Raw genomic sequence first — 26421 nt, 5'->3', positions numbered from 1 at the left:
GGCGGCCGAAACGGCCTGCTCCTACACGCGCTCGATGATCGTGGCGATGCCCTGTCCGAACCCGATGCACATCGTCGAGAGCGCGTACTCCTGTCCCGTGCGCTGTAGTTCGTGGGCGAGTTTCGTCACGAGCGCCGCGCCGGTCGCGCCGAGGGGATGGCCGTGGGCGATTGCGCCGCCGTTGACGTTCGTCCGCGCCCAGTCGGCTCCCGTCTCGTCGAGCCACGCGAGCACGACCGGCGCGAACGCCTCGTTCACCTCGAACAGGTCGATGTCCCCAACAGTCATATCAGCCTCGTCGAGCACTCTCTCGGTGGCGGGGATAGGACCCGTGAGCATCGTGATGGGGTCGACACCGACTACCTCCCGTGCGACGATGCGCGCCATCGGCTTCCATCCATGTGCCTCGACCGCTTCCCCGCTGGCGACGACGAGCGCGCCCGCACCGTCGACGATACCCGACGAGTTGCCCGCGTGGAGGACGCCGTTGCCCTCCTCGCGGAAGGAGAGAGGAAGTTCGCCGAGCGTCTCGCGGTCGGTGTCCGGTCGCGGGTGGCCGTCGCGTTCGACAGTGACGGATTCGCCGTCGAGTTCGGTTTCCACAGGCGCAATTTGTGAGTCGTAGCGGCCGTCGTCCCACGCCTCGCCCCAGCGCCGCTGGGAGTCCACTCCCAATTGGTCGACTTCCTCGCGGGTCATGTCGTACTGCTCGGCGATGCGCTCGGCTCCCTCGCCCTGCGTGGTGAGTTCGTCGAAGTGGTCGAAGTAGGTTTCGGTGAGACTGTTCCCGTCCGACCCCATCGGCACCCGCGACATGTGCTCGACGCCGCCGGCGACCACGACGTCTTGACTCCCCGATTGGACCTGTGCGGCGGCGAAATTGATTGCCTGTTGGCCCGAGCCACACATCCGATTCAGCTGCACGCCGGGCACGCCGTCGCCCCAACCGGCGACCATCGGTGCGAGCCGCGCGATGTTCATCCCCTGCTCGTCGACCGGCGTCACACAGCCGTAGATCACGTCCTCGACGATTTCCGGGTCGAAGCCGATCCGCTCTTCGAGCGCCGTCAGGGGTGCGGCCGCGAGGTCCTGTGGGTGGGTGTCGCGGAACTGACCGCTGCGTTTGCCGAACGGTGTTCGCACCGCATCGACGATGAACGCGTCTCGCATGCTCCGTATAGCGCGCTCGCGCGTAAGTAGGTTGTCCCGTGTGGACGCGGCCCACGAAGTTCGAGAGCGGTCGCTCCGCCCGAATCGGATTCGGTGGTCGAACGAGACATGGGAAGCGATCGGGGCTGCCGCCGACGAATCAGACGTGTGGCTTCGCCATCAGCGCGTCGCGCGGTTGGTCGCCGAGCCAATCGAGCAACTGAACCAACTGGTCTGTCGCAGCCTCGAACAGTTGCTCGCCCTTTTCGGCGGTGGCGTCGGTCTGGTCGCCGAGGACTCCGTTCTCGGTGTTGTCGATGGAGTCGTAGAACGTCCGTGAGCCATGAACCGTCATTCCGTCCGCCTCGAAGTCGAGCAATCCGCCGTCGCGGGCAGTCTCCAATTTATCCTCGCGGACGAGGTCGGGCGCGATGTGCTGGATCATGGCCGTCTCCTTCGGCCCGCCGTGGGGACCGTTCGTCTCGAAGAGGTCGTCGACGAGATCGGGAATCGAATCGTTCCACATCCACTCGATGGCGTAGGCGTCGCCCGCGTCGCGCAGGCGGCGGCCCACTTCCCGGAGGTGGACGATGTTGCCGCCGTGGGCGTTGACGAAGACGATTCTGTCGATACCGTGATACGTGAGGTTGCGTGCGAGGCTTGCCATGTAGTCACGGAAGGCCGGCGGGTCGACCCACATCGTCCCGTTGAACTGGCGGTGATGGGGACTGACGCCGACGTGTACCGTCGGTGTGCAGAGCACGTCGGCCCGGTCGGTGGCCTCGCGGGCGAGCGATTCGGCGATGAGGTGGTCGGTCGCCAGCGGGAGGTGTGGGCCGTGCTGTTCGGTTGAACCCACGGGCACGACCGCGAGCGACCGCTCGTCGATGTCGTCGAGTTCCGGCCACGTCCGGTCCGCGAGGTACATACCGGGAATCGGCCGGGCCACGGGATAACGGTGTTTAATCGGGAACGAACGGGAACACCCTTCTATGGGGCCGCCATTTTCCCACTTATGGACCCGCTCGACCTCCGGGAGGAGATTCCGGTGCTCGACGACGTGACCTACTTGAACACGGGCGCTGCAAGCCCCGCACCGACGAGCGTCGTCGAGGCCGCGACCGACGAAATCGAGCGCCAGCAGTACGTCGCCCCCGCGGGCGAGGGAGCCTATCCCGCCCTGTTCGGGACCTTCGAGGACACCCGCGAACGGGTCGCCGGATTTCTCGATGCCAAAACGGACGAGATCGCGCTGACACAGAGCACCGCCGACGGCATCAGCCGTGTCGCAGCGGCGCTCCCGTGGGATGAGGGTGACGTAGTTGTGCGCACCGACTGCGAGCACTCGGCTGGCATCCTTCCCTGGAAGCGACTGCGCGACCGCTACGGCATCGAGATCCGAGTCCTCGAAACCGACGCGGGACGCATCGACCGCGACGAGGCAATCGAGGTGCTCGCGGGAGCCGACCTGCTCTGTCTGAGTTCCATTACGTGGAACTACGGAACTCGATTGCCCATCGCCGACCTCACCGACATCGCCCACGACGCTGGCGCGCGCGTGCTCGTCGATGCCGTCCAGTCGCCGGGACAGGTCGACGTCGACGTCGGTGAGTGGGGTGCCGACTTCGCCGTCGGCGCGGGCCACAAATGGCTCTGCGGGCCGTGGGGCGCTGGCTTCCTCTACGTCGCCGACGAGGCGACCGCCGCGCTCGACCCCGACCGGGTGGGCTATCGAAGCGTCACGGACCCGAACGCCGACGAGTACGAGTTCGCGGCGGGCGCGAAACGCCTCGAAATCGGCACGACCTCGCCCGCACCGTATGCGGGGCTACAGGCAGCCATCGACTGTATCGAATCTATCGGGACCGACACCATCGAGGGACGCATCGAGCGACTCACCGACCGGCTCAAGGCGGGTCTCGACGACGACCGACTGCTGAGTCCCCGAGAATACGAATCCGGGCTGGTGACGGTTGCGGCCGACAATCCTGAAGCCACCGTCTCGCGCCTCGCCGAGGAGGATATCGTGATTCGGTCGCTGCCGTCGCCGGCGGCCGTCCGGGTTTCGGTCCACGCGTTCAACACCGCCGAGGACGTCGACGCGCTCTGCGAGGCGCTGTGATGGCGGGTCCCTCACGAGCGGAGGACGGTAGCACTAAAAGGTTCGGCCGCAACGGCTCATCCATGAACGTTCCACAGCTGACGACGGTCGACGGGGCCTACCAGTACATGATCGGACTGCTGTTGATACTCGTGGTGGTGTTCGGGCTGGTCTTCGGCGGGATGCATCTCGGCTATCTCACGTTCTGAGTTGTCTCCCCGTCGAAAGCGGCGCGGTCAGCCCGTCTCGGTCTCGTGCAGGCGAACGCCCTTGCCGGCGAGGTGGCGCAGTTGGTTTCTGGCGAACTCCTCCTCGCGGGTGCCCCGCGTGGCGAGCACGTAGACCTGTGAGTTGCCGGTCGGGCGCATCGTCCGCCCGGCGCGCTGGGAGCCCTGCCGGCGCGAGCCACCGAGACCGGAGGCGACGATGGCGACCTCCGCGCTCGGTAGGTCGATGCCCTCGTCCCCGACCCGCGAGACGATGAGCCGATCCCGTGCCCCGCGCCGGAACTCGTCGAACAGCCGCTCGCGCTCGGCGTAGCGCGTCTCGCCGCTGATGAACGGAATCCCGAGCGTCTCCGCGTACTTCTTGCCCTGAGCGAGCCACTCGACGAAGATCAGTGCCTTTGCCCCCTCGTGGTCGGCGAGCAGCGAGCGCACGGCGTCGAGTTTCGCGGGGTTCGTGCCGGCGACCTGCCGGCGCTCGTGGCCCTCGACGCTCGCGTACTCGGTACGGTCTTCCTCCGAGCGCCACGGGACATAGCGGAGTTCGATTTCGGGCTCGGCGACGAAGCCCGCTTCAAATAATTTTGCCCAGTCAGTGCCGATGGGTGGGCCGATGAGCGTGAAGATCTCACCCTCCTTGTCGTCCTCGCGGATGGGCGTTGCCGACAGCCCGAGGCGGTGTTTGGCTTGGAGGTCGGCGCTGCGGCGGTAGATGGTCGCCGGCACGTGATGCACCTCGTCGTAGACGATGAGCCCCCAGCGACGCTCGTCGAACAGCTTGCGGTGGCGGTCCATGCCCGCCGTTCGATAGGTGGCGATGGTCACCGGACGGATCGATTTCTCGCCGCCGTGGTACTCGCCGATCTGGTCGGGAGCGAGCGAGGTGTGAGTGAGCAGCTGTTCGTGCCACTGGCCGGCGAGCTCGCGCCCCGGCGCGAGGATCAGCGTCTCGCCGCCGACCTCGGCCATCGCGCCGATGGCGGCGATCGTCTTGCCGCTGCCCGGCGGCCCGACGAGCACGCCCGCACCGGTGTCGAGGAAGCGATCGAGCCAGTCTTCCTGGTACTCGCGCAGATCGACGCCGAGGTCGATGTCGAGCTCCGCGCCGCCTTCGAGTTCGCGCTGGTCCTGAACCGGGTAGCCCGCCTCGTAGAGCGTGCGCTTGATGTCGCCTTCGTTCCCCTCGACCACCCAGCTCTCGGTATCCGAAATCGGTCCGTGGAGCTGGTCCGAATCGAGTTTCTGGCGGGCGACGTTGCCCATGAGTTCGGGGCTTTCGGCTTCCAGCACCGTGTACCCATCGGAGTGGGTGGTCAGCGCGAACTTCCGGGCGCGCGTCCACTGGCGTTCCACCCACTCCTCCAACTCCGGCACGGACTCGCCCAACACGTCACGCATCGTCCCGACGAGTCCGTCGATGTGGTCGTAGGGAGCCCACCAGACGTCCTCCTCACGTATCTCGTAGATGTAGGCCTCGTCGGACGAATCGACGAGGTGGGCGAACTGCGTGAGTTGGGCGCGCGTGAACTGCTCGGGATGTTCGACGACGAGTTCGCGGCGTTCGGGAAATGGAATGATATGCTCGGGATCGACGAAGTCGGCGAACTCGCAGGGATACCATATCACGGGGTCGTCGCTCACGTCCATCCGTTCGAGTTTCCCCGATGCGACCAGCGAATCGAGCGCGTCGCTCGCTTCGGTCTGGGTGCAATCGAGGGTGCGCGCCACCGCGCTCGCCGTCGCCACGGGCATTGCTAGCTCTTCGAGCGCCGCCCGGAACTCGGCTGCGGTGATGGCGGTCTCTTCGGTGTCGTTCGCGTTCGTCACTGCTATAATCGAACGCCGCTACCGACAAACGACTTGCGCTCCGAGCTTCTGTGGGCTTCTCAGTCGTCGAGCGGTTCGACGAACTCGACGACGTGGCCGTCGGGGTCCTCGACGAACGCCGTTCGTGCCCCGGCGGCGGGTTGGTCGGCCGGTTCCTGGACGACGCCGTAGTGGTCGACATCCTCGAACGCGCGGTCGACGCTGTCGACGCCCACGGCGAGGTGGTCCCACGCGGTGCCGCCCTCGACTTCGGTCTGCCCATCGGTCTTCGACAGTTGGAGTTCGACGCCGTTCTCGGCGGCGACGTACCGGTTTTCGGTCTCGCCGTCGGGCGTCTCGAACGACCACGACTCGGTGAAGCCGAGTTCCTCGGTGTAGAAGGTGACCGCGCGCTCGATGTCCGTGACGTTGAGACAGGTGTGGAGCAGGTCCATGCGCCGTCGAGCGCCCCGCCGCGGATAAATCGGCCGGTCGCGCGCATCGGCGCTCGACGGGCCGGCGGATTTCACCACGGAGTCAACGTTTATCAGTCACCCACACGGTTTACCATCATGGACGACGTGTTCGTCGGACAGTTGATGTCGTCGGAGCTGCACACGGTCACCCCGGAGACGCTCGTCGCCGACGCGGCCGAACTGATGCTCGACAACGACATCGGATCGGTCGTGGTCGTCGAAGACGGTGCGCTGCGGGGCATCCTCACCAGAACGGATTTCGTCGATATCGTCGCCAAAAGCCGTCCGAAAGCCGAGACACCGGTCTCGGACTACATGAGCACCGACATCGTCACGGCGGCCGCACAGGACCCCATCCGTGCGGTCGCCGACGCGATGACTGAACACGGCTTCCACCACGTGCCGGTCGTCAGCGACGAGGACGGCGTTATCGGCATGATAACCTCCTCGGACCTCGCGGCCTATCTCTCGCACGTCCAGACGCCGAGTCCGGCCTGAGCACAAAAGCGCCCGCACATTCGACGGGGTACAGTTATCACTCGCCCGTGAGTGTCGTTCACGAACGGGAGACTCGTGAGAGGATGAACGACAGTCGAAACGGGCAATCGAGCGGGTGGCGATGACCGACCGAACAGCTGAGAGCAACGCGGACCTCAACGTGCGCGAAAGCGACGACGGACTGGTGATACGCGCGACCATCGACCGACACGACGAGCGCAACGCGCTGAACGAGAGCGTCATCGAAGGGCTGCTGGACGTGCTTGCGGCCGCCGACGAGGGCCCGGCGCGGGTGGTCGTCATCCGCGGTGTGGGCGGAACCTTCTGCTCGGGAGGGGATCTCAAGAGCATGGCCGCGAACTTCGGCGAGGGACCACAGGCCTATCGTGAGGGGTTCTCGGGGCTTTCGACCCTGATGGAGCGGTTGGTCGCAACGCGCGCGCTGACGGTGGCGGCCGTTGAGGGCTACTGTCTGGCCGGTGGGATGGGTCTCGCGGCCGCGTGTGACATGCTTCTCGCAAGCGAGGAAGCGACCTTCGGCACGCCCGAAGTGGATATCGGCCTGTTCCCCGCACAGGCCTTGGTACCGATCATGCGCACCGTCACCGAAAAGCGCGGCCTGAAACTCCTCTTCACCGGCGAGCACATCGACGCCACGAGCGCCCACGAGATGGGCCTGACGACCGATGTGGTCCCCGAGGGTGAGTTCGAGACCGAACTCGATAGCCTCGTCGCGGACCTCGCCTCGTCCTCGCCGGTGATGATAGAGATGGGCAAGCGGGCCTACTACACCCAGCGCGACATGGGCTTCGGCGAGGCCTTGTCCTATATGCGCGAGATCATCGCGCTTATCGCCATGAGCGAGGACACCGAGGAAGGCATCAACGCCTTCCTGATGGACGAAGAACCCGACTGGAGCGGTCGATAAGATGGATGAATTATGACGATACGAGACCAAGAGTCGATAAAGGGCAACGACCCCAATACAACCGTGATTTCGGCGGCGCTCACGGGCGCGCTCACCACCCGCGACCAGTGTGAGGCGATTCCCTATACACCGAAAGAGATCGCCGAGGACGCCGCCGCGGCGCGCGAGGCGGGGGCGGCCATCGCCCACATCCACGCCCGCACCGACGACGGCAGCCCGACCTACGACACGGAAATCTATCAAGAAATCCACGACGAAATCCGCGACCGTACCGATATCGTCGTCAATTTCTCTACCGGCGCGCTCCACGCGCCACCCGAGGAGCGCATCGACTATGTGAAAGAGGTCCAGCCCGACATCGCGGCGCTCAACATGGGGTCGATGAACTACGCGAAGTATTCTGACAGCCGCGAGGAGTTCGTCTTCGACATGGTCTTCGAGAACTCCTTCGACGAGATCCGCCAGTTCGTCACCGCGATGGAGGACTCAGGGGTTCGGCCCGAACTCGAATGCTTCGACACCGGCCACATCGCCAACACGCGACCGCTGTTGAAACAGGGCGAACTCGGTCATCCCTTGCAGTTCAGCCTCATCATGGGCGTTCTCGGCGGGGTTCCGGCCACCGTCGAGAACTTGGCCCATCAGGTGCGCCAGTTGCCCGCGAGCGCGAACTGGCAGGTCATCGGGATCAGTAGAGACCAGTGGCCGCTCGTCGCCGCCGCACTCTCGATGGGCGGCAACGTCCGCGTGGGACTCGAAGACAACTTCTATCTTCCGAACGAGGAGATGGCGACGAATCCCGAACTCGTCGGCAAAGCCGCCGAACTCTCTCGTACTGTGGGCCGCGAGCCGGCGACACCGGACGAGGCGCGCGCCATCATGGAGTTGGACTGATGGCGGGTCTCGGCGAGACGCCCCCAGTAGAGACACTGTTCGCCGAGGACCTCTTCGCGAGCGAGGTGGCGCTCGTGACCGGCGGTGGCACAGGGATCGGCAGGGCAATCGCGCTCGCGTTCGCCGACTGTGGCGCTGATGTCGCCATCGCCAGCCGCGAGATGAGTCACTTGGAGCCGGTGGCCGAGGAAATCGAAGCGCGGGGCGCGCGGGCGTGTGCGACCACCGTCGACATCCGTGAGTACGAGGCGGTCGAGGCGATGGTCGAGGAAGTGGTCACGGACCTCGGCGGTATCGACATCCTCGTGAACAACGCGGGCGCGAACTTCCTCGCGCCCACCGAATCGCTCACGCCGAACGGCTGGCGCGCGGTCGTGGGCACCATCCTCGACGGGACGGCCTACTGCACCTTCGCCGCGGGCGAGCAGATGATGGAAACCGGCGGCGGTGCAATCCTCTCGATGGGCGCGACCAACTCCGTCAGGGGCGCACCGTATCACGCCCACTCGGGTGCAGGAAAGGCCGGCGTCCACAGCCTGATGCAGACCGTGGCGAGCGAGTGGAGCGAGCACGACATCCGGGCGAACACGGTCGCACCGGGCATCGTCGAAACAGAAGGCGTGACCGAGGCTGCCGGCGGCGAACTGCCCGAGACGTTTCTCGACGACGTCCCTGCAGGACGCTTCGGGACGCCCGCCGACTGCGTGCCCACAGTATTGTTTCTCGCCAGCCCCGCGGCCGCCTACGTTACTGGTGGGTATTTCACCGTCGATGGCGGCCAGTTGCTCGCGCCGACGCCGTTCTGAGACGATTTCGTGACCGTTAGGCGGGTCGCGGTCGACGCCCGATCATGCCCGGCGGAACGTACACCTTGCTCGTCGAGTTGCCCGAGCGCGCGGTCATCGCCGTGGGTGCGCTCGGCGAACACACCTTCGAGCGGGGCTGGTACGCCTACACCGGCAGTGCGCTCGGCACGGGCGGGTTCGCGCGGGTCGAGCGCCACCGCGCGGTCGCCACCGGTGAGAACGACACCCGCCACTGGCACATCGACTATCTCCTCGGCCAGCCCGAGACGACCGTCGTGGCGGTCGCACGGACGGCCGACGCGGACGTCGAATGTGCGGTTGCCGGTGCGCTCTCTGGCCAGCCGGTCGTGGGGTTCGGTGCGTCGGACTGTGGCTGCGAGTCACATCTGGCGTACAGCGACGACCGCGAGCGGCTGTGGCGGGCGATGCGGGGCGCACACCGGGCGTTCGCACCCTAAAATAGCACGGTGCCGTGGTGGCGCGGGCGTTCGCTTCGGCGTTTCGTGGCGAACGCCGCGAGGCGCGCTTCGAGTTGCTCGCGGAGGTCGCCGGCGGGAACGAGTTCGTCGACCTCCATGTTCGAGGCTTGGGCCTCGATGTCGACGTACTCCTCGAACTGCTCTTTCGCGCTCTCGACGAACTGCTCGCGTGCCTCGCCATCCATCCCCGCTATCTGCTCGCCGAAGAGGGCGTGGACTGCCGCGTCGGGACCCATCACGGAGATCTCGGCACTCGGGAGCGCGAGCGTCGCGTCGGCTCCGAAGGCGGGCCCGCACATCGCGTAGATACCGGCCCCGTAAGCCTTCCTCGTGATGACGCAGAACTTCGGAACCTGCGCATTGGCGGTCGCGTAGATGAACTTCCGCCCTTTGCGGAGCACGCCCTCGCGCTCGACCTGCGAGCCGATCATGAAGCCGGGCGTATCGCAGAGATAAATCAGGGGTATGTTGTAGGCGTCACAGGTCCATACGAAGCCCGCGCCCTTGTCGGCCGAATCGGGGAATATGGCCCCGCTGATGTGCTTTGGTTGGTTCGCCACGATTCCCATCGGTTGGCCGTCGATGCGCGCTAACCCCGTCACGAGTTCGGGCGCAAAGCGGGGCATGAGTTCGAAAAACGATTCGCGGTCGACGAGCCGGTCGATGGTCTCGTGGACGTCGTAGCCTCTGTTGGGAGCCTCGGGAATCACGCTGTCGAGACTTTTCGGATTCTTCATGGGTGGTTTCGACGCGCTTTCGGGCGGTTTTTCGGCGTAGTTCTGCGGGAGATACGAGAGGAGTTCGCGGGCCTTCTGGGCGGCGGCTCGCTCGTCTTCGACCACGAGGTCGGCGCTCCCGCTCTCGGTGGCGTGCACGTCGGGACCGCCGAGGGCCTGCATGTCCACCTGCTCGCCGGTCATCGCTTCGACGATGCGCGGCGAGGCGATGGCCATCCCCGAGATACCGTCGACCATGATGAGGTAATCACAGAACACGGGCGTATAGGCCGATCCGGCGATGTCGGGCCCGTAGAGCACGCCGATCTGGGGGACTTGACCCGAGAGCCGACACTGGTTGTAGAACATTTTCCCGCCGTGGTAGCGACCCATGTGGGTGTCGCCCGGTTCGCGCTCGGCGGCGTCGAGGCGCGCGCCCGTCGAGTCGATGAGCCTGAGCATCGGGATTTCGAGATCCATCGCCCGCTCCTCGATGCGGATGACCTTCTCGACTCCCTCGGTGCCGAGCGAGCCGGCTTTCACGGTATAGTCGTTCGCGGTGAAGGCCACTCGCCGACCGTCGATTTTCCCGATTCCGGTCAACAGACCGTCAGCCGCGAGGTCGTCATCGTCGTTGTGCCGGGCGAAGGTACCGTCCTCGTACTCGATGGTATCGAAGACCATGTCGAGGCGGTCGCGGACGAACGCCTTGCCCAGTGTCTCGATTTTCTCGTGACCGCGCTCGGGACCGCCCGAGAGGATGTCTTCGATCTCTCCACGGAGTTGTTCCTCGCGGTCGGTCATCACCGTCCCGGCATCGTTCCAGTCGCCCTCGCCGGCGTCGGCGATCCGCTCGCCGTCCGTAACGACTTCGACCGACCGCCCGAGATGCTCCGCGACGGCGGTGGCGATCGCGCGGGCGGTCTCGTCGTCGATATCCTCACCGACGTCGATCTCCATACCCGTGTCTCTCACCCCCATGTTTTCAAACTACTGCGCCGTATCCGAGGGATCGCTCCGCTTCACGTCGGGGGCGGCACGTTTATTCGCGCCACGCGACTCTCGGGCGTAATGGCCCAGCGCGAGCGGGCAGTGCCCGTCCACCGCATCGAGTTCGACGTCGACTGGCCGCCCGGCCACGCCGCGAGCTATCTCATCGACTGCGAGCGGCCGACGCTCGTCGACGCCGGCATGCCCGGTGCCGACTGTGAGACCCGACTCCGCGAGGCGCTCGCCGACATCGACTACGAGCCCGCGGACATCGAGAACCTCGTTCTCACGCATCCGCACGTCGACCACATCGGACAGACCAACACCGTGCTCGCGGCGGCCGACCCCACCGTCTACGCACCGGTCGGCGTCCGCGAGCGCTTCGCACGCGACGCCAACGACCTCGCCGCCGTGGTCCGCGAGAACGCGACGCGCGCGGGTCTCGCGGGCGACGAGCGCGAGCGAGCAATCGACATGGCCGTCGAGTCGCTCGAACGGAATCGTGACCTGCTCCCGCCGGCGGCGGTCGACGTCTGGATCGAGGGCGGGGAAACCTACGAGGTCGGCGGCACACCGGTCGAGGCACTGCACACGCCCGGCCATCAGGCAGACCACTGCTGTTTTTCGGTCGCGCTCGGCGACGAACGCGCGCTCGTCGCTGGCGACATGGCTATCGAACCGTTCCGTCCCGTCACACTCCATACCGGTCTCGACCGGGGTGTGGAGGAAGCCATCGGGATGTTCTACGGCGCGCTCGACCGACTCGCCTCGCTCGACCCCGACCGCGTCTATCCCGGTCATGGACCGGTGCACACCGATTTCGAGCATACCATCGAGCGCGACCGCCGGAGCCTCGACCGACTGCTCGACCGAACGGTCGAAGCGCTCGACGAACCGCGGACGGCCGCCGACATCGCCGACCAGCGAACGGGCGCAAACGACACCACCTACATCCTGCCCGAGACGGTCGCCGCGCTCGCCCACCTCGAATCCGTCGACAGAATCGAGGCGGAACTTGACGATGGCGTCGTTCGCTACCACACTCGATAGCCGCCGAACCGCGGCGAGCACCGATACGAACCGCCGAAACGATTATGAGCGAACACCGGAGTGCTAGGATGTCACATGAATCTCTACGAGTATTTCGGCCACTGGGTCGACACGACACCCGATAATCCGGCGATACACCGCTCCGAACACGAAGACCTCACCTACCGCGACCTCGACCGGCAGGCCCGAGGGGTTGCGGCGTGGCTCGGAGAACACACCGACAGGGGTGACCGCGTCGCGGTCTACATGCTGGACAACCCGACCTACGTCGCCGTCGCACTCGGGACGTGGCGCGCGGGCCGGGTGCTCACGCCGATCAACTACCGTTTCGGTCTCGACGAGGTCGTGTACGTCCTCGACGACGTCCGGCCCAGCGTGCTCGTGGCCGACGACACCTTTGTCAACAACGCCGAAGACGTCGCCGAGCGGGTCGCGGCGGTCGAGCACGTCGTCCACGGTCACTCAGAGGGGGAGTTCGATGGCGACGCCTTCGCCGACCCCGAGGACGCGCCCGAAGCGGTCACCCGACTTGACGGCGAGACCGCCATCGTGATGCACACTTCGGGGACGACCGGCGAGCCGAAAGGCGTCGTCCAGACTCACAGGAATATCGGCGCGCAGGTCGATGCGGGCATCGTCCTGTTCGATCTCACCAGCGAGGACACCGCGCTCGCCGCCGTCCCCCTCTTTCACGTCGGTGGGCTACACGGCTCGACGCTGATGTCGCTGTTCGTGGGCGGCTCGCTGGGGATTCAGTCGGCCTGGGACGCGGATGGCTGGGCGCGCATGGTCGAGGAGACGGGTGCGACCTTCGCGGGTCTTGTGAGTGCGATGCTCGTCGACGTGCTCAACACCGATTCCACGCGCGAGTACGACACCGACTCGCTCCGGGTCTGCTTCTATGGTGGGAGTCCGACGCCCGAACCAGTCCTCGAACGGTTCGAGGAGACGTTTGGACTCGATGCACTCCTCGATTACTACGGCCAGACCGAGAACGCGGGCGTGAGCGTCACTTACGACATCGCCGACGAGCGCCGACCCGGTTCGATGGGCCGCCCCATCCCCGGCGTCGAGGCGCGGGTGGTCGACATCGAATCCGGTGATTCCCTCCCGCCGAACGAATCCGGCGAGTTGTGCCTCCGTGGCGACACCATCACTCCCCGGTACTGGGAACAACCCGAACGCACCGCAGAGGCGTTCACCGACGATTGGCTCCACACCGGCGATGTCGTGGTGCGGGACGAGGAGGGCTATCTCTACTACCGCGACCGCCTCGACGACATGATCCTCTCGGGTGGCGAGAAGGTCGCGCCAAGCACAGTCGAGAACGTCGTCTCGGGGATGGACGGCGTCGAGGAAGTCGCGGTCTTCGGCACGCCACACGAGCGACTCGGCGAGACCGTCACGGCCGCCATCGTCGGCGACTGCACGGTCGAGGGAGTCGAGGCGTTCTGTGAATCGCGTGAGGGCCTCGCGGGCTACGAGCGCCCGCGCCGGGTCAGCGTCGTCGAGTCGTTCCCGCGGACGGGTAGCCAGAAAATCGACAAGGTGGCGCTCGCAGAGCGGGTGAGCGAGGAATTCGACGCCGACTGAACGACGCCGGCCGCACACGGCACCGCTGTCGGGCGCACCAACGTTTAATACGGCCGGAAAATACACGTTGGCATATACCATGGAATATCACGACGGCGGACCTCTTCGACAGATGGGCGACCTCCCGGCGATGGCCGCCCATCGCTACGGCGACAAGACGGCGTTCGTCGCCTTCGGCGAGGAGCAGTCGTTCGCGGACCTCGACAGCGAGGCGAACCGGGTGGCGAACGTTCTCGTCGAGCACGGCATCGAACCGGACGAGCGCGTCGGATTGTTCGTGCCGAACACACTCCAGTTCCCGAGCGCGTACTTCGGCACCATCCGTGCGGGGGCGGTCCCGATTCCGCTCAACCTGCGGATGGACCCCGAAACGCTGGTGTTCGTCCTCGACGATGCGGGCGTCGATGCGATCGTCGCCTCGCCGCTGCTCGCCGATGAGGCGAGGGGACTGGCCGACGCCGCCGGGCTGGCAACGACTTTCCTGCCGGGCGTTTCCGAGGACGGAATCGTCAACTACTCGCACGCCATCGGCGAGGCGAGCAGCGAGTTCGACGGCCCGGAGCGGGATTTCGACGACGTGGCCTGCCAACCCTACACGTCGGGCACGACCGGCAAGCCCAAAGGTGTCCTCCTCTCGCATCGAAACCTCCTTTCGACCATCGAATCGTACGACACCGGTGGACTGAACGTCGATGCGGAGGACTCGATTTTGCTCGTCCTCCCCCTGTTCCATATCTACGCGCTGAACGCCATCATGGGAACCTTCCTCTACACGGGCGCGAAAATGGTGCTCCAGCCACAGCCGGAGGCCGCACCGATGCTCGATGCCATCGCCGAGCATTCCATCACGCAGTTCGCGGGTGTCCCGGCGATGTACACGATGATGTTCCGGGAATACCGCCAGCATCCGGACGAATACGACCTCTCGTCGCTCAAAAACGTGACCTGTGCGGCCGCGCCGCTCGCGGATTCGACGCGCCGCGAGATCGAGGAAACGTGGAACGTCCCGATGACCGAGGGCTGGGGAATGACCGAGACCGCACCCGCGGGCACGACCGAACCCTCCCGCGGGGTGCGCAAGGCGGCAGGTTGTATCGGCCCGCCGGTCCCGAACATCGAGTGTAAAATCGCCGACCCCGAAACCCGCGAGACGCTCGTCGGCCCCGAGGATCTGACCCCGTTCGTGAACCCGGACATCGACTTTTCGAACCACGAGCGCGTCACCGGCGAGATCGCGGTTCGCGGCCCGCAGGTGTTTGAGGGGTACTACCGGCGACCCGAAGAAACCGCATCGGTCTTCGATGACGAGGGCTGGTTCTACACCGGCGACGTTGCACGCGTCGATAGTGATGGCTACTTCTGGATGGTCGACCGCATCGACGACATGCTCATCGTCGGCGGCGAGAACGTCTATCCCGCCGAGGTCGAGGACGCCCTCTACGCCCATCCCGACGTGGCCGAGGCCGCCGTGGTGGCCGCCCCCCACGAGGTGAAGGGAGCCGCACCGGTCGCGTTCGTCGTCGCCGAAGAGGGGGCCGGCCTTACTGAGGAATCCCTCCGCCGGTTCGCGCTGGAGCACGTAGCGAGCTACGCTCACCCGCGCCGGGTGTTCTTCGTCGAGGAACTCCCCCGGAGCGCGACCCAGAAGGTCCAGCGATACAAACTCGAAGCCAACGTGGACGAACGGCTCGACGAACCCCTGCGCTCGACCGGCGAGGAACTCTGAGAACGGCGGGCATCACCGGATGTGATCGAAGCGGGTCACCAACCGCATTCGCCTGTGATGACCGGCACAACCACTATGGTTGGTGAACGCTCACAGTGAGCATGGCCGCCTTCGAGACGGAGATGCACGGGATGATTCGGGAGGCGACACGGGAGATCGCCGCCAAGTACGACGCCGAATACTGGCGCGAGTGCGTCAACGAAAAGGAGTTCCCCGAGGAATACTGGCAGGACCTCGCGGACAACGGCTGGCTCGGCGTCGCCATCCCGGAGGCCTATGGTGGCGAGGGAATGGGCATGCTCGAAATGGCCATCGTCATCGAGGAACTCTCGCGGGGCGGCGGTCAGGGGGGAATCATCTTCGTCCTCACACCCGTCTTCGGTGGCATCGGCATCGAACGCCACGGGACCGAAGAACAGAAAGAACAGTATCTTCCGAAGATAGCCAACGGCGAGATGCGCTTCTGTATGGGTCTGACCGAGCCGCGGGCGGGCACGAATACACTCAACATCGACACGCACGCCGAGCGGGACGGGGACGAGTTCGTGCTCGAAGGCCAGAAGACGTTCATCAGCGGCGTCGAGAACGCTGACGAGATGCTCCTGATCGCGCGCACCGCGGAGTTCGACCGCTCGAATCCCACCCATGGGGTCTCGATGTTCCTCGTGCCCGACCCGGCCGAACAGGCCGGCATCTCGCTCACCCCCATCGAAACCACGGTCCCGTGGTTCGAGATCCAGTATCAGGTCGACATCGACGGGCTGCGCGTCCACGAGGACCGGATTCTTGGGGCCGAGGACGGCGGCCTCTATCTCCTGTTCGACACCCTCAACACCGAGCGCATCGGCGGCGCGGCGAGCGCCCTCGGAGGGGGGTTGCGCGCCATCGATCTCGCGGTCGACTACGCGAAGGACCGGGACGTGTTCGGCCAGCCAATCGGTGCCCATCAGGCGATTCAGCATCCATTGGCCGAACACTACGCCAAACTCACCGCGGCCCAGCAGCTCACCTACGACGCCGCCGCGAAGTGGGACGATGGAGACGACTGCGGCATGGAGGCCAACGCCGCCAAACTCCTCACGAGCGAGTTCGCAACCGAGGCGGCCTCACAGGCCATTCAAACCCATGGTGGCAACGGGTTCACACCCGAGTACGAGGTGTACGACCTCTGGCAGAACGCCCGCCTTACCCAGACCGCGCCCGTCTCGAACGAGATGGCCAAGAACTTCATCGCCGAACACCACCTCGGACTGCCCCGCTCGTACTGACTCACTCGTTCAGCCAGCGCGCCACCTTCCTGACCAATGGGCGCGGCATCACTCCGACGGTGTGCCAGAGCAGTTTGTAGCCGATGCCGGGCACGACGACGGTATCGCCAGCCATCAGCCCCTCGTAGCCGGCGTCGGCCACCGCCGTCACGTCCTGCATCGGGCCGCTGCCGAGCGGCGTGTCGGTCATCGACGCGCGCTCTTGGAACTCGGTATCGACCGGGCCGGGACAGAGCACCGATACCGTGACTCCGTCCTCGCGGAGTTCCTCGGCGATGGCCTCCGAAAAGGAGAGCACGTAGGCCTTCGAGGCGTAGTAGACGGCCATGAACGGACCGGGTTGGAAGGCGGCGCTCGACGCCACGTTGAGGATCTTCCCGCGACCACGGGCGACCATCTCGCGCCCGAACAGTTTCGAGAGAACTGTGGGTGTCTCAACATCGAGACGGAGCTGGTCGCGTTCGCGATCGAGGTCGATGTCGGTGAATTTGCCTTGTGTGGCGATGCCGACGTTGTTCACCAGCACGCCGACATCGAGGTCGCGTTCGGTGACGGTCTCGTACAGTTGCTCGGGACCGTCGGGTGCGGCGAGGTCCTGTACGACGACCGACGCGGTGATCCCGTATCGCTCTTCGAGCGCATCGGCCAGTTCTCGGAGTGTCGCCTCGCGGCGGGCGACGAGTACCACGTCGTGGCCGGCGCGGGCAAAGCGGTTTGCGAGCGCCCGCCCGATGCCCGCCGATGCGCCCGTGATGAGTGCCGGCTCCCGTGTGGATGACATGGACGAATCCCCGCCCGACGCACGGATATGCGTACCTGTCGCGGCAGATTCTCGGCCGACGGGCTGCTCGCGGTGGGCGGCGAGCGGGGACAAGCACTTGTGGCCGGTCGTGGTACGTCGGTGTGATGGGACTCGTTTCCACCCCCGAGAAACGATTCGCCGACATCGACGGCTACCCCTACGAACCGCAGTTCGTCGACGTCGGCGGACCGGAGATGGCCTATATCGACGAGGGAAGCGGCGACGAGACGTTTCTCTGTCTGCACGGCGAGCCGACGTGGGGCTACCTCTATCGGAAGATGATACCGACCCTCGCCAAGGAGGGGAGAGTCGTCGTCCCGGATTTCGTCGGTTTCGGCCGCTCGGACAAGTATACCGACCGCGAGGAGTACAGCTATGCGATGCATTACGACTCGCTCGTGGCGTTCATCGAGGCACTCGACCTCGATAATATCACGCTGATCTGTCAGGATTGGGGCGGCATTCTCGGACTGCCGGTCGCGGCGAACCATCCCGACCGATTCGCGCGCCTCGTGCCGATGAACACCGGCGTCCCGAGCGGCAATCAGGAGATGCCCGAAGCGTGGGAGGACTTTCGGAGTTTCGTCGAGCGCGCCGACGAACTCCCCATCGGAATGCTCATTCAGAACGCCACCGCAACGGAACTCTCCGAGGAGACCCTCGCGGCCTACGAGGCTCCGTTCCCCGAAGAGGAACACAAAGCCGGCGCGCGGGAGTGGCCCGACATGGTTCCCAGAAAGAACGGTGGCGACGGCGCGGACGTCACGCAGGCCGCCGCCAAACGCCTCGCCGAATGGGAGAAACCGGCCTTCGTCCTTTTCGCTGATTCGGACCCCATCACGAGCGGGGACCGTGACCCGCTTCGGGACCTCATCCCGACGGCGAGCGACCAGCCCGATATCTGGGTTGAAGGCGCGATGCATTTCCTTCAGGAGGACGCCGGCAAGGAGATCGCCGAAGAGATCGTCGCGTTCGTCCGGCGGACGCGGTAAGCGTGCGGCTATCGGGTCACGACGACATGATGACCTGATTTTCGAGCGTGCCGATGCCCTCGACCGACAGCGCGACCCGGTCCCCGTCGTCGAGGAAGCGCCCGAGTTCGAGACCACAGCCCTCTCCTACTGTGCCGCTGCCGATGACGTCGCCGGGATGGATGGTTTCGTCCCGTGAGACGTGGGCGACGATTTCGGGGAAGGTGTGCTCCATCTCGCCCGGTGTGCCGGACGACCACGTCTCGCCATCGACTTCGGCGATCATAGTCGCACTCTCGATGTCGATGGCGCCGGGCGTGACGAGGTACGGCCCGAGCGCGTTGGCGAAGTCCTTGCCCTTCGCGGGACCAAGGTTCCCCTCCATCTCGCGGCCCTGCACGTCGCGCGCGCTGAAGTCGTTGAATATCGTGTAGCCCGCGATATACGAATCGGCCTCCGCTACTGGGATGTCACGACCCTCGCGGCCGATGACCGCGGCGAGTTCGAGTTCGAAATCCATCAAGTCCGAGCTATCGGGCCAGACGACCGTCTCGCCGGTGCCACGGACCGAATCGGGGTTGCCTTTGTAGTAGATAGGTTGCTCGTACCAGACGTCGGGGACGTCCTCGCCCATCGTGTTCGTGACGTGCTCTTCGAACGCCATGCAGTCGCACAGCGAGTTCGGACGCGGCAGCGGACTCAGGAGATCGATTTCCGCGGGGTCGAAAACGATCCGTGCGCCGTTCGGGCCGCGCTCGCGCCCGGCGCTCTCGACAAACGCGACCACCTCGCGAGCGGCCTCGATGGCGCGTTCGCCGCGTTCGAGAAAGGCGAGCATCTCGGGCGGCGCGATGGCGTCGGCGAGTTCCACGGGCGATGGCTCGCCCCGCTCGTCGAGTACGCAGGCGTAGCCGGTGGTCGCGTCGATGAGTCTCCCATTACTACTGATGCCGACGCGCCGTTCGGGACCGAATGGCGTCTCGACCTCGAAGGTGGCGAGTTTCATGGCTGAACACCCGAGGCCGTCCACGTATAACTTCCCCCGAACCCTCGTGGATTTATGCGTCCGTGGATCCATCCACGCGCATGGTCATCCGCTCGTTCGAGGGTACGACACCGGACGTCCACGAGTCGGCGCGCGTCGACGAGTCGGCGGTCGTCATCGGCGACGTCACCGTCGAGGCCGAGGCGAGCGTCTGGCCGAACGTCACGCTTCGTGGTGATTCGGGCGCAATCGTCCTCCGCGAGGGCGCGAACGTCCAAGACAACGCTGTCTGCCACGAGGGCTGTGAGATCGGCCCCGGAGCGACCGTCGGCCACACGGCCATCGTCCACGCGGCGACGGTCGGCGGGCGCGCGATGGTCGGGATGGGTGCGACGGTACTGGACGGCGCACACGTCGGCGAGGAGAGCCTCGTCGCCGCCGGGAGCGTCGTCACCGAAGACATGGACGTTCCACCGGCGGTGCTCGTCGCCGGCACGCCCGCCGAGGTCCACAAAGAGGTCCCAAACTCGCCGTGGACCCACGCCGGCGAACACTACGTCGAACTGGCCAAGCGCCACGACCGATCGTCGGAGTGCATCGACTGACACCACGGCCGCCGTGGCGATCACGCTGACCGTGCGGTGACGGTGATGCCGAGGAGGATGACCGTCCCGCCGACGACGGTGACGGTACTGGGAGCCTCACCGAGCAGGACGAGCGCGAGCAGCGCGCTGCCGATCGGTTCACCTAGTAACGAAACGCTGACGACGCTTGATTCGAGGTGGGCGAGCGCCCAGTTCAACACCGTGTGGCCGAAGATCCCTGGGCCGACCGCCATGCCGACGAAGAGCAGCCACTCGCTGGCTGGGTAGTCGACGAGCGCCGCGCCGTCGGCGAGCGTGAGCGCGAACAGGACGACCGTGCAGACCGAGTAGACGACGATGACGTACGGAATGAGGGGGATCCGTTGGCGCAGCGAGCGCCCGGCGAGCACGTAGCCCGCCGCACAGACCGCGCCGACGAGCGCCAAGGCGTTGCCGTAGAGCGGGGCTGGGCCGGCGACTGCCCCGGTGATGGAGTCGCCGACCGACAGCACCGCGATGCCGACGAGCGCGAGCGCCATGCCGGCGAACGTTCGGCGGGTGACGTGCTCGGCGAGCAGCCACGACGCGCCGATGGCGACGAACAGGACCTGCGACTGAACGATGGTGACGGAGGCGGCGACGCTGGTGAATTCGAGGCTCTCGAACCACGACGCGAAGTGGATCGCCAGCGCGACCCCGCCCGCGCCCGCAACGAGCCAGTCTCGGCTCGTCAACCTCCCGAACGCCTCGCGGTGGCGCGTGACGGCGAGCGGCGCGAGCAGAAGGGTGGTGAACAGCACGCGATAGAGCGCCTTCACGATGCTCGGCGCGGAGCTATACCGAACGAGGATGGCGCTCGTGCTGACGGCGACGACGGCGACTGCGAGCGCCGCGAACGGCGGCGTCGCACGCTCGATGCGACCGAGGGCGTTGCTCACGCCGATTCGATGGCGAGGGAGCGCTTACCGGTTGTGATTCGGGTTACTCCGCGTCGGCCGGGGTGTCGAAGTCGTGGAAATGCTCGCCCTTCTCCTTGGTGAGGATGTTGAGCGCCGCGGCCGCGCCGTCGCCCGCCGAGATGACCGCCTGCCACTCCTCGGCGCGCACCATCGCGCCCGTGGCGTAGGCATCCTCGACGCTGGTCTCCATCGTCACGTCGACGTCGACGATGTCCTCATCAGTAAAGTCACAGCCCAGTTCGTTGGCGAGGTCGCGCTTCGCGCCCGTCGCCAGGATCAGGTAGTTCGCCTCGTGGTCGCCCTCGTCCGTGCTGACGGTGAACCCGTTGTTGTTCGCCTCGACGCCGGTGACTTCCGTTTCCTCGTGGCGTTCGACCCCGAAGGACTCGACCTGTTCGCGGGCGTCGTCCATGAACGCCGAGCCGTCCTCGCTCTCGATTCCCAAGTAATTGAACAAGTGAGCCTTGTGCATCCACGTCCCGTCGGTGTCGAACGTTTGCGTATCGAGACCGTTTTTCGCTGTGAATAGCGCCGCGCTAAGCCCTGCGGGACCGCCGCCGACGACTGCGACGTCTGTCTCTGTCATCGCCGCGGGCTACGACCGCGACCGGCATAAATCGTCGGTGAGGACATCATCCGTCTCAGCGAAGATTCCGATCCCGAGCGGCTCATCCGTACGGCTCCTCATTCCTCCTTGGGCTGATTTCGGAACGGGAAGCGGAGACCGCGACTCGATTTCAGTCGAGAACGTCCGACGGGGAGATTGCACCGTTGTCGAGCAGTTCGCCATCGAACGAGACCATCGTCGCATCCACGTCGTCAGCCAACGCCAGAAGAACGCAATCGAGCGTATAGAGGAGCGTGTCTCGCTGGCGCTCGTACGCCGATATTTGGTCGCTGATCTCGGGCGCATAGATCTCGACCTCGGTATAGATGTCGGACAGCACACCTTCGACTCGTTCCTGCTCAACGTGCTTTTTCTTCGTCAGCACGGAGCGAATCTCCATGAGATTCAGAATCGAGGTACAGAACTCGTCGTTGCGATTGAGGAGGCGTGTGGCCGCTTCGCCACGCTGTGGTTCGTCGGTGAGACTGGCGACGAAGACGTTGCTATCGATGAACAGCTTCATTCGCACTCGCGTTCGTCGCGCACCGCTTCGACGGAGTCGATATCCACGTCCGAGAACCGACCGGCAAGCCGGTCGCCGAGCCGCGAGGATTCGTCGCCATCTTCGTCCGACGAACCGTCGTCTGCGGTCGGTGGCATCGCATAGCTTCCCATAGCTGGCCGTTGTCGCCGTGCCTGTAAACCGTTTTCTACGGCTCGACAGCCAGCGAAGGGAGTGACGATTCGTTATCGACTCTCGCGCTGTTCGACCTTGTTCAGTTCGATGAGTAATCGAAACATCGCCTTCACGAGGTTGTCGTCGACGTCGAAGCGCTGTGCGTTCTCGCCGGCCCGGTCCATCACGCGCTGTTCTTGGGATTCGTCGGTCGTCGGCAGCCCCTGCTCGCGTTTGACCTCGGCGATGGCGTCGGCGACGTAGGTGCGCTGGGCGATGTGCTCGACGATCTCGCGGTCGATAGTTTGGATCTCCTCGCGCAGCTCGTCGAGGCTCATTCCGTCCGTGCGCCGTCGGTCCGGCTCGTCGTCAGCCATGTATCCCCATCGTACTCGTTCCACGCTTCTTGTACCTTCGTTAGTTCCTCGTGCTCGCCGACCGCGACGTAGCTCGGCCCGGTGCCCGACAGCGAGACACCCGAGACGTATTCGAGCGCCACTATCGCCGGTTCGGTGGGGAAGTCGAGCGCCGCACAGAACGCCAGCCCGTTGATCGTCATCGCGCGCTCGTACTCGTCGGCGAGCGCCTTTTCGAGGGCGACATCCACGACGGGTGCGACGCGCTCACAGCGTGCGGCGTCGGCGTCGGCGCTGAACGCACGCTCGTCGGGCGTCCACACCAGCACGTCCCAGTCGACCGTTCCGCGCGCGAGCAGCTCGTCGGTCGTGTTGTCGGTGACGGTGACGCCGCCGAGCATGCTCGCGCTCGCGTCGTCGAACGCGCCCGTCACCGTGACGCCCACGTCGCGGGCGGCGCGCACGCCGAGCCTGGCGGCATCCGCACGCGAGAGCGCACCGTCCTTGCCGACGGCCACGCCGAGCGCGTCGCAGGTCGCTAGTACTACTGCGTTGGCTGCGGCACTCGAACTCTTCAGGCCGGCGGCCATCGGCACCTCGCTCTCGGTTTCGACCCAGCCGCCCTGGCCGTCGCCGTATTCATCGACGACGAGTTCGACACACCGCTCGACGAGGCGTGTATCAGCATCGGGCGCACCGGCGATCGTGCCGGTCACGTCGCCACCGCCCGAGAGCTCCACTCGTGCAGTCGTCTCACGGTCGATGGCGAACGCACTCCCCCTACCGGTGGCGAGTGCGTTCACGATCGTGCCCGCCGCCGGCGCGCTCGCGCGTCCATCCATGTAGCGGCGTCGCGCGCCGGCGACCTTACCGGTAGCGGTCCGTGCGGAACACGCCGTTTTTGACTCGCACGGCAGTAGTCACCGCATGAGCTACCACAGCGAACACTCGCCCGACACGCTCTCGGTCGATCTCACGGAGGCGGGCATCGCCGTCGAATACACCGACGGCCGCGAGGCGTTCTATCACGGTATCCCGGCGAAAGCCGAGGAAAGCCACACGACCGCACCGGGAAAGGAGGTTCACGTTCTCGTCACCGACCCGACCGAGACCGAGGGCGTGCTCGTCTACGTCAACGACCGGACGACCGTCGACGAGATCATCGACCAAACCGGCGTCGGGCGCGTGCTGGTCGAGGAGAACGAGGAGACGACCCTCTTTCCGGGCGTGAGCGTGCGCGCCGAGGGCCATCGCGTCACCGTGACGGCCGACCCGGAGACGGCTCGCGGGCGCGTGTTCGTCTTCGAGGAAGACGAGATGGGAGAACGCAGCGTCGAGATCGTCGCCGGAGAGTGAGCCTCAGATACCGGGAATGCCGAGCGCGTCGGGCGTGATGAGCCCCAGCGTCGCGAGCAGGTAAGTGACGACGAGGACGACCAGCCACGCGACGAAGCCGATGCCGGCAGCGGTGATCCACCCACCCGGGTAGCGCCAGTTGATGACGCCGATCCAGATGAGCAGCGCGAGCAGCGCGCCGATGATGGGGATGAATCCGACGAAGAAACTTACGATCCCCCACGCGAGCGCGCCCAGCAGGGCGGTGATGGCCGCGTTGACGTAACTCACGTCCCGGTCGGCGACGAGGCGCACGCCGGCGTAGATGCCGATCGTTCCGAGGATCAGGCTGACGAGGAAGATGACGAGACTGTCGAGGATCGCCATTATTTGGCCCTCCAGTCCATCTTGATGGTCACCGACTCGCGGCTCCCCCGGAGGATCGACGAGCGCTCGCGCACGCCGAGTTCGAAGCCCACCGAGTCGCGCGGATGCAGCGTGATGGTCTTGTTGTCGATGTCGATGTGGAACTCCTCGTCGGATTCGAGGTCGTCGGCGATCGCCCGCAGGCGCTCGGCGGCCTCGGTACGGTCGAGTTTTTGCTCGCTGATGTTCTTTTCTGCCATACTGTTGATACGGGCGGTTTTCAATTAAGGGTTGTGCCTGACGGCGCGGCGTTTGCCACCGAGATCGACGATTCCGACCTTACTTCCCGACGAATTCGGGATCGTAGTCGTCTTCGGCGAAGGCCCGTGCGCCTTCCTCGTGGTCGTCGGTTTCGAGCAGCGTCGAAAACACCCGGCGGTCGTACTTGCGCCCCTCGCGGAGGTCGGTCTCGACGCTCACGTTGCCCGAATCCTTGATCGCCCGAATCGCCAGCGGCGGCTTCCCGGCGAGCGTCTCGACGAACTCCCGAACCGCTTCCTCGAACTCCTCGTCATCGTGAACGTGATTGATGACTCCTTCCTCGGCGGCGCGCTCGGCGCTGACGTGCTCGCCGGTCATGGCGAGTTCCTTCGCAAATGCAGGGCCGGCCAGCCGCGAGACGTACTGGACGCCGCCGGCACCCGGAAGCAGTCCCAGCTCGACCTCCGGGAAGCCGAGCCGACTCGATGCGCTGGCGATACGGAAATCACAGGCCAGCGCGAGTTCGAGACCGCCACCCAGACAGTAGCCCTCGATCTTCGCCACCACGGGCGCGGGGAACTCGATGACCGAATCGCGCATCCCGTGGGCGTCGAAGGCCGCCGGCGACACGCCCGAAAAACCGGTGATGTCGGCACCGGCACAAAAGGCCTTCTCGCCTGCTCCCTCGATGACCACCACGCGAACGGCGACGCCGTCTTCTTCCGCGTCGCGCTCGGCGAGTCGTTCGAGACCCGTCTCGATGTCCGCGCGCATCTGCCCGTTCATCGCGTTCAGCGCGTCCGGCCGGTTCAGCGTCAGCGTGCCGATCCCTTCCTCGGCGTCGAACTCTACCGTGACCGCATCGAGTTCCTCGTGCATAATCGATCATCGAGGGTCGCCGTCAAGATACTGCCGGTCGAGTGCATCCCGAGTCGGTGCGACTCACTCGTAGTGATGGCGCTCGATGCGCTCGTCGAACAGTCGCGTCAGCAGTTGTGTCATCGGTCCCGTGCCGACCGCCACGCCGTCGGCGCGCGCGATGGGCCGTAGCTCCCACGTCGGGTTGGTGAGAAACGCCTCGTCGGCGGCGCGCACGTCCGCCGGTGCGTACGCGCCCGTCTCGACCGGGAACGACTCCTCGCGCGCGAGGTCGAGGACCACGTCACGGGTCACGCCGGCGGCCGCTCCCTCCGCGCGCGGCGTCTTGAGGACGCCGTCGGCGACGAAGAAGACGCTGCTCGCCGCACCGCCGACGAGATGGCCGTCCTCATCGCGGACGAGCGCCTCGTCGGCGTGGTAAGCGTCGGTGCTAGCGCGTTCGAGTTCGCGCCGCGCGAGCACGCCGTCGAGGCGCGCATGGGTCAGCCCCGAAGCGGGTATCGCGTGCCCGGCGATCGCCCGCGTCTTCACGATCTGGACGAGCGCCGGCTCGTCCCACGTCCGTGTCCCGTCGAGACCGCCGCGCGGGCGCTCCTCGATGGTGACGAGAACCGTCGGCTCGCAGTTGGAAGGCGGTGTCAGCCCGCCGTCCGTGCCGCGTGTGATCGAGACGTCGAGGCGCGCGTCGTCCGGGCCGTTGGCGGCGAGCGTCTCGCGGACGCGCTCGCGGAGGTCCTCGGGCACCGCATCGGTCAAGCCCAGTCCCTCGGCCACTCGGCGGAGCCGTTTTTCGTTCGCCTCCCACTCGAAGACGGTGCCACCGTAGGCCCGCAGCCCGACGCGAACGGCGTCGCCGTAGCGAAAGCCCCGGTCGTGGACGCTCACGCTCGCCTCGCTCGCGGGGACGAGCACGCCGTTCAGGTGGTACTCCAAGAG

At 65.8% G+C, this 26421-nt stretch carries 31 protein-coding genes; 14 read left to right on the top strand and 17 right to left on the bottom strand.

Going from position 1 to position 26421, the window contains the following annotated elements; genetic code table 11:
• Positions 1-21: 21 nt before the first annotated feature.
• Together ACP97_RS05385 and ACP97_RS05380 are read right to left on the bottom strand one after the other, a co-directional pair.
• Positions 22-1170, bottom strand: a complete 1149-nt coding sequence (locus tag ACP97_RS05385; protein ID WP_049996812.1) for a thiolase family protein — start codon at positions 1168-1170, stop codon at positions 22-24.
• 139 nt (positions 1171-1309) lie between these two features.
• Positions 1310-2077, bottom strand: a complete 768-nt coding sequence (locus tag ACP97_RS05380) for a creatininase family protein (protein WP_049996811.1) — start codon at positions 2075-2077, stop codon at positions 1310-1312.
• An 87-nt stretch (positions 2078-2164) separates the two neighbouring features.
• On the opposite strand from ACP97_RS05380, the gene ACP97_RS05375 reads away from it, so the two are divergent.
• Both ACP97_RS05375 and ACP97_RS21000 read left to right on the top strand, forming a co-directional pair.
• Entirely contained in the window at positions 2165-3271 is a 1107-nt protein-coding gene (locus ACP97_RS05375; RefSeq protein ID WP_049996810.1) for an aminotransferase class V-fold PLP-dependent enzyme, read from the top strand.
• A gap of 62 nt (positions 3272-3333) precedes the next feature.
• On the top strand, positions 3334-3459 hold the full coding sequence (locus tag ACP97_RS21000; protein WP_272913434.1) for a hypothetical protein: 126 nt from the start codon (positions 3334-3336) through the stop codon (positions 3457-3459).
• A gap of 27 nt (positions 3460-3486) precedes the next feature.
• Here the strand turns inward: ACP97_RS21000 and ACP97_RS05370 are convergent, their stop codons facing one another.
• Positions 3487-5307 carry a DEAD/DEAH box helicase gene (locus tag ACP97_RS05370; protein WP_154019953.1) on the bottom strand — a complete coding sequence of 607 codons (1821 nt, stop codon included), beginning with the start codon at positions 5305-5307 and terminating at the stop codon, positions 3487-3489.
• 53 nt (positions 5308-5360) lie between these two features.
• Positions 5361-5735: a VOC family protein gene (locus ACP97_RS05365; RefSeq protein ID WP_049996808.1), complete on the bottom strand. Its 375-nt coding sequence runs from the start codon at positions 5733-5735 to the stop codon at positions 5361-5363.
• A gap of 117 nt (positions 5736-5852) precedes the next feature.
• On the opposite strand from ACP97_RS05365, the gene ACP97_RS05360 reads away from it, so the two are divergent.
• The 5 genes from ACP97_RS05360 (at position 5853) to ACP97_RS05340 (ending at position 9340) form a co-directional block, all read left to right on the top strand.
• On the top strand, positions 5853-6254 hold the full coding sequence (locus ACP97_RS05360; RefSeq protein WP_049996807.1) for a CBS domain-containing protein: 402 nt from the start codon (positions 5853-5855) through the stop codon (positions 6252-6254).
• A gap of 121 nt (positions 6255-6375) precedes the next feature.
• The gene (locus ACP97_RS05355; protein ID WP_049996806.1) at positions 6376-7182 is read left to right on the top strand and encodes an enoyl-CoA hydratase/isomerase family protein; all 807 of its coding nucleotides are present in this window, start codon (positions 6376-6378) and stop codon (positions 7180-7182) included.
• Between the two features lie 12 nt (positions 7183-7194).
• Complete coding sequence (locus tag ACP97_RS05350; RefSeq protein WP_049996805.1) at positions 7195-8076, top strand: BKACE family enzyme; 882 nt, start codon at positions 7195-7197, stop codon at positions 8074-8076.
• On the top strand, positions 8076-8882 hold the full coding sequence (locus tag ACP97_RS05345) for an SDR family oxidoreductase (RefSeq protein ID WP_049996804.1): 807 nt from the start codon (positions 8076-8078) through the stop codon (positions 8880-8882). The genes ACP97_RS05350 and ACP97_RS05345 overlap by 1 nt, the downstream gene beginning before the upstream one ends.
• Before the next feature lie 44 nt (positions 8883-8926).
• Positions 8927-9340, top strand: coding sequence for a GIY-YIG nuclease family protein (locus tag ACP97_RS05340; protein ID WP_049996803.1), 414 nt, complete (start codon positions 8927-8929; stop codon positions 9338-9340).
• On the opposite strand, the gene ACP97_RS05335 is transcribed toward ACP97_RS05340, so the two are convergent.
• On the bottom strand, positions 9337-11037 hold the full coding sequence (locus tag ACP97_RS05335) for an acyl-CoA carboxylase subunit beta (protein ID WP_049996802.1): 1701 nt from the start codon (positions 11035-11037) through the stop codon (positions 9337-9339). The two genes, ACP97_RS05340 and ACP97_RS05335, sit on opposite strands and share 4 nt — an antisense overlap.
• A 111-nt stretch (positions 11038-11148) precedes the next feature.
• On the opposite strand from ACP97_RS05335, the gene ACP97_RS05330 reads away from it, so the two are divergent.
• From ACP97_RS05330 to ACP97_RS05315, 4 genes are all read left to right on the top strand, one after another.
• The gene (locus ACP97_RS05330; RefSeq protein ID WP_049996801.1) at positions 11149-12117 is read left to right on the top strand and encodes an MBL fold metallo-hydrolase; all 969 of its coding nucleotides are present in this window, start codon (positions 11149-11151) and stop codon (positions 12115-12117) included.
• 75 nt (positions 12118-12192) lie between these two features.
• On the top strand, positions 12193-13710 hold the full coding sequence (locus tag ACP97_RS05325; RefSeq protein WP_049996800.1) for a class I adenylate-forming enzyme family protein: 1518 nt from the start codon (positions 12193-12195) through the stop codon (positions 13708-13710).
• 112 nt (positions 13711-13822) lie between these two features.
• Positions 13823-15436, top strand: a complete 1614-nt coding sequence (locus tag ACP97_RS05320) for a class I adenylate-forming enzyme family protein (protein ID WP_237561100.1) — start codon at positions 13823-13825, stop codon at positions 15434-15436.
• Positions 15437-15537: 101 nt separating this feature from the next.
• The gene (locus tag ACP97_RS05315; protein WP_049996798.1) at positions 15538-16704 is read left to right on the top strand and encodes an acyl-CoA dehydrogenase family protein; all 1167 of its coding nucleotides are present in this window, start codon (positions 15538-15540) and stop codon (positions 16702-16704) included.
• Position 16705: 1 nt separating this feature from the next.
• Here the strand turns inward: ACP97_RS05315 and ACP97_RS05310 are convergent, their stop codons facing one another.
• The gene (locus tag ACP97_RS05310) at positions 16706-17485 is read right to left on the bottom strand and encodes an SDR family NAD(P)-dependent oxidoreductase (RefSeq protein ID WP_049996797.1); all 780 of its coding nucleotides are present in this window, start codon (positions 17483-17485) and stop codon (positions 16706-16708) included.
• A gap of 125 nt (positions 17486-17610) precedes the next feature.
• Between ACP97_RS05310 and ACP97_RS05305 the strand changes: the two genes are divergently transcribed.
• Positions 17611-18498: a haloalkane dehalogenase gene (locus ACP97_RS05305; protein WP_049996796.1), complete on the top strand. Its 888-nt coding sequence runs from the start codon at positions 17611-17613 to the stop codon at positions 18496-18498.
• A 16-nt stretch (positions 18499-18514) separates the two neighbouring features.
• Here the strand turns inward: ACP97_RS05305 and ACP97_RS05300 are convergent, their stop codons facing one another.
• Positions 18515-19483, bottom strand: coding sequence for a fumarylacetoacetate hydrolase family protein (locus ACP97_RS05300; protein WP_049996795.1), 969 nt, complete (start codon positions 19481-19483; stop codon positions 18515-18517).
• Between the two features lie 80 nt (positions 19484-19563).
• Here ACP97_RS05300 and ACP97_RS05295 point away from each other — a divergent pair, with 80 nt between their 5' ends.
• Entirely contained in the window at positions 19564-20067 is a 504-nt protein-coding gene (locus tag ACP97_RS05295; protein WP_049996794.1) for a gamma carbonic anhydrase family protein, read from the top strand.
• A 20-nt stretch (positions 20068-20087) separates the two neighbouring features.
• On the opposite strand, the gene ACP97_RS05290 is transcribed toward ACP97_RS05295, so the two are convergent.
• The 6 genes from ACP97_RS05290 to ACP97_RS05270 form a co-directional block, all read right to left on the bottom strand.
• Positions 20088-20984, bottom strand: coding sequence for a DMT family transporter (locus ACP97_RS05290; RefSeq protein ID WP_049996793.1), 897 nt, complete (start codon positions 20982-20984; stop codon positions 20088-20090).
• A gap of 43 nt (positions 20985-21027) precedes the next feature.
• A complete protein-coding gene (locus ACP97_RS05285) occupies positions 21028-21591 on the bottom strand; it encodes an NAD(P)/FAD-dependent oxidoreductase (protein WP_049996792.1) in 564 nt (187 codons plus the stop codon).
• Positions 21592-21742: 151 nt separating this feature from the next.
• Positions 21743-22135, bottom strand: coding sequence for a type II toxin-antitoxin system VapC family toxin (locus ACP97_RS05280; protein WP_049996791.1), 393 nt, complete (start codon positions 22133-22135; stop codon positions 21743-21745).
• A complete protein-coding gene (locus tag ACP97_RS20335; protein ID WP_154019952.1) occupies positions 22132-22287 on the bottom strand; it encodes a hypothetical protein in 156 nt (51 codons plus the stop codon). Before ACP97_RS20335 ends, ACP97_RS05280 begins: the two co-directional genes overlap by 4 nt.
• A 72-nt stretch (positions 22288-22359) precedes the next feature.
• Positions 22360-22665: a chorismate mutase gene (locus ACP97_RS05275; RefSeq protein WP_004053286.1), complete on the bottom strand. Its 306-nt coding sequence runs from the start codon at positions 22663-22665 to the stop codon at positions 22360-22362.
• Entirely contained in the window at positions 22623-23486 is an 864-nt protein-coding gene (locus ACP97_RS05270; RefSeq protein WP_049996790.1) for a shikimate kinase, read from the bottom strand. Before ACP97_RS05270 ends, ACP97_RS05275 begins: the two co-directional genes overlap by 43 nt.
• A gap of 85 nt (positions 23487-23571) precedes the next feature.
• Here ACP97_RS05270 and ACP97_RS05265 point away from each other — a divergent pair, with 85 nt between their 5' ends.
• Positions 23572-24000, top strand: coding sequence for a DUF5796 family protein (locus tag ACP97_RS05265; RefSeq protein WP_049996789.1), 429 nt, complete (start codon positions 23572-23574; stop codon positions 23998-24000).
• Positions 24001-24003: 3 nt separating this feature from the next.
• Here the strand turns inward: ACP97_RS05265 and ACP97_RS05260 are convergent, their stop codons facing one another.
• The 4 genes from ACP97_RS05260 to ACP97_RS05245 all read right to left on the bottom strand — a co-directional run bounded on the left by ACP97_RS05260 (position 24004) and on the right by ACP97_RS05245 (position 26418).
• The gene (locus ACP97_RS05260; RefSeq protein WP_049996788.1) at positions 24004-24366 is read right to left on the bottom strand and encodes a hypothetical protein; all 363 of its coding nucleotides are present in this window, start codon (positions 24364-24366) and stop codon (positions 24004-24006) included.
• On the bottom strand, positions 24366-24605 hold the full coding sequence (locus ACP97_RS05255) for an amphi-Trp domain-containing protein (protein ID WP_049996787.1): 240 nt from the start codon (positions 24603-24605) through the stop codon (positions 24366-24368). Before ACP97_RS05255 ends, ACP97_RS05260 begins: the two co-directional genes overlap by 1 nt.
• Positions 24606-24684: 79 nt before the next feature.
• Complete coding sequence (locus ACP97_RS05250; protein WP_049996786.1) at positions 24685-25485, bottom strand: enoyl-CoA hydratase/isomerase family protein; 801 nt, start codon at positions 25483-25485, stop codon at positions 24685-24687.
• A 63-nt stretch (positions 25486-25548) separates the two neighbouring features.
• Entirely contained in the window at positions 25549-26418 is an 870-nt protein-coding gene (locus ACP97_RS05245) for an aminotransferase class IV (protein WP_049996785.1), read from the bottom strand.
• Positions 26419-26421: the final 3 nt, after the last annotated feature.

It is taken from the genome of Halococcus sediminicola (assembly GCF_000755245.1).
Classification (GTDB): Archaea; Halobacteriota; Halobacteria; order Halobacteriales; family Halococcaceae; genus Halococcus; species Halococcus sediminicola.
Note: the sequence above shows the minus strand (reverse complement) of the source record. Positions and strands in the feature narration are given on the sequence as shown.

Coding starts and splice junctions, on each gene's coding strand:
- ACP97_RS05315 (WP_049996798.1), top strand. CDS start 15,538: ATGGCCGCCTTCGAGACGGAGATGCACGGGATGATTCGGGAGGCGACA.
- ACP97_RS05270 (WP_049996790.1), bottom strand. CDS start 23,486: ATGGATGGACGCGCGAGCGCGCCGGCGGCGGGCACGATCGTGAACGCA.
- ACP97_RS20335 (WP_154019952.1), bottom strand. CDS start 22,287: ATGGGAAGCTATGCGATGCCACCGACCGCAGACGACGGTTCGTCGGAC.
- ACP97_RS05360 (WP_049996807.1), top strand. CDS start 5,853: ATGGACGACGTGTTCGTCGGACAGTTGATGTCGTCGGAGCTGCACACG.
- ACP97_RS05335 (WP_049996802.1), bottom strand. CDS start 11,037: ATGGAGATCGACGTCGGTGAGGATATCGACGACGAGACCGCCCGCGCG.
- ACP97_RS05330 (WP_049996801.1), top strand. CDS start 11,149: ATGGCCCAGCGCGAGCGGGCAGTGCCCGTCCACCGCATCGAGTTCGAC.
- ACP97_RS05375 (WP_049996810.1), top strand. CDS start 2,165: ATGGACCCGCTCGACCTCCGGGAGGAGATTCCGGTGCTCGACGACGTG.
- ACP97_RS05295 (WP_049996794.1), top strand. CDS start 19,564: ATGGTCATCCGCTCGTTCGAGGGTACGACACCGGACGTCCACGAGTCG.
- ACP97_RS05255 (WP_049996787.1), bottom strand. CDS start 24,605: ATGGCAGAAAAGAACATCAGCGAGCAAAAACTCGACCGTACCGAGGCC.
- ACP97_RS21000 (WP_272913434.1), top strand. CDS start 3,334: ATGAACGTTCCACAGCTGACGACGGTCGACGGGGCCTACCAGTACATG.
- ACP97_RS05325 (WP_049996800.1), top strand. CDS start 12,193: ATGAATCTCTACGAGTATTTCGGCCACTGGGTCGACACGACACCCGAT.
- ACP97_RS05350 (WP_049996805.1), top strand. CDS start 7,195: ATGACGATACGAGACCAAGAGTCGATAAAGGGCAACGACCCCAATACA.
- ACP97_RS05385 (WP_049996812.1), bottom strand. CDS start 1,170: ATGCGAGACGCGTTCATCGTCGATGCGGTGCGAACACCGTTCGGCAAA.
- ACP97_RS05280 (WP_049996791.1), bottom strand. CDS start 22,135: ATGAAGCTGTTCATCGATAGCAACGTCTTCGTCGCCAGTCTCACCGAC.
- ACP97_RS05310 (WP_049996797.1), bottom strand. CDS start 17,485: ATGTCATCCACACGGGAGCCGGCACTCATCACGGGCGCATCGGCGGGC.
- ACP97_RS05355 (WP_049996806.1), top strand. CDS start 6,376: ATGACCGACCGAACAGCTGAGAGCAACGCGGACCTCAACGTGCGCGAA.
- ACP97_RS05260 (WP_049996788.1), bottom strand. CDS start 24,366: ATGGCGATCCTCGACAGTCTCGTCATCTTCCTCGTCAGCCTGATCCTC.
- ACP97_RS05340 (WP_049996803.1), top strand. CDS start 8,927: ATGCCCGGCGGAACGTACACCTTGCTCGTCGAGTTGCCCGAGCGCGCG.
- ACP97_RS05285 (WP_049996792.1), bottom strand. CDS start 21,591: ATGACAGAGACAGACGTCGCAGTCGTCGGCGGCGGTCCCGCAGGGCTT.
- ACP97_RS05265 (WP_049996789.1), top strand. CDS start 23,572: ATGAGCTACCACAGCGAACACTCGCCCGACACGCTCTCGGTCGATCTC.
- ACP97_RS05275 (WP_004053286.1), bottom strand. CDS start 22,665: ATGGCTGACGACGAGCCGGACCGACGGCGCACGGACGGAATGAGCCTC.
- ACP97_RS05305 (WP_049996796.1), top strand. CDS start 17,611: ATGGGACTCGTTTCCACCCCCGAGAAACGATTCGCCGACATCGACGGC.
- ACP97_RS05345 (WP_049996804.1), top strand. CDS start 8,076: ATGGCGGGTCTCGGCGAGACGCCCCCAGTAGAGACACTGTTCGCCGAG.
- ACP97_RS05300 (WP_049996795.1), bottom strand. CDS start 19,483: ATGAAACTCGCCACCTTCGAGGTCGAGACGCCATTCGGTCCCGAACGG.
- ACP97_RS05365 (WP_049996808.1), bottom strand. CDS start 5,735: ATGGACCTGCTCCACACCTGTCTCAACGTCACGGACATCGAGCGCGCG.
- ACP97_RS05320 (WP_237561100.1), top strand. CDS start 13,823: ATGGGCGACCTCCCGGCGATGGCCGCCCATCGCTACGGCGACAAGACG.
- ACP97_RS05250 (WP_049996786.1), bottom strand. CDS start 25,485: ATGCACGAGGAACTCGATGCGGTCACGGTAGAGTTCGACGCCGAGGAA.
- ACP97_RS05380 (WP_049996811.1), bottom strand. CDS start 2,077: ATGTACCTCGCGGACCGGACGTGGCCGGAACTCGACGACATCGACGAG.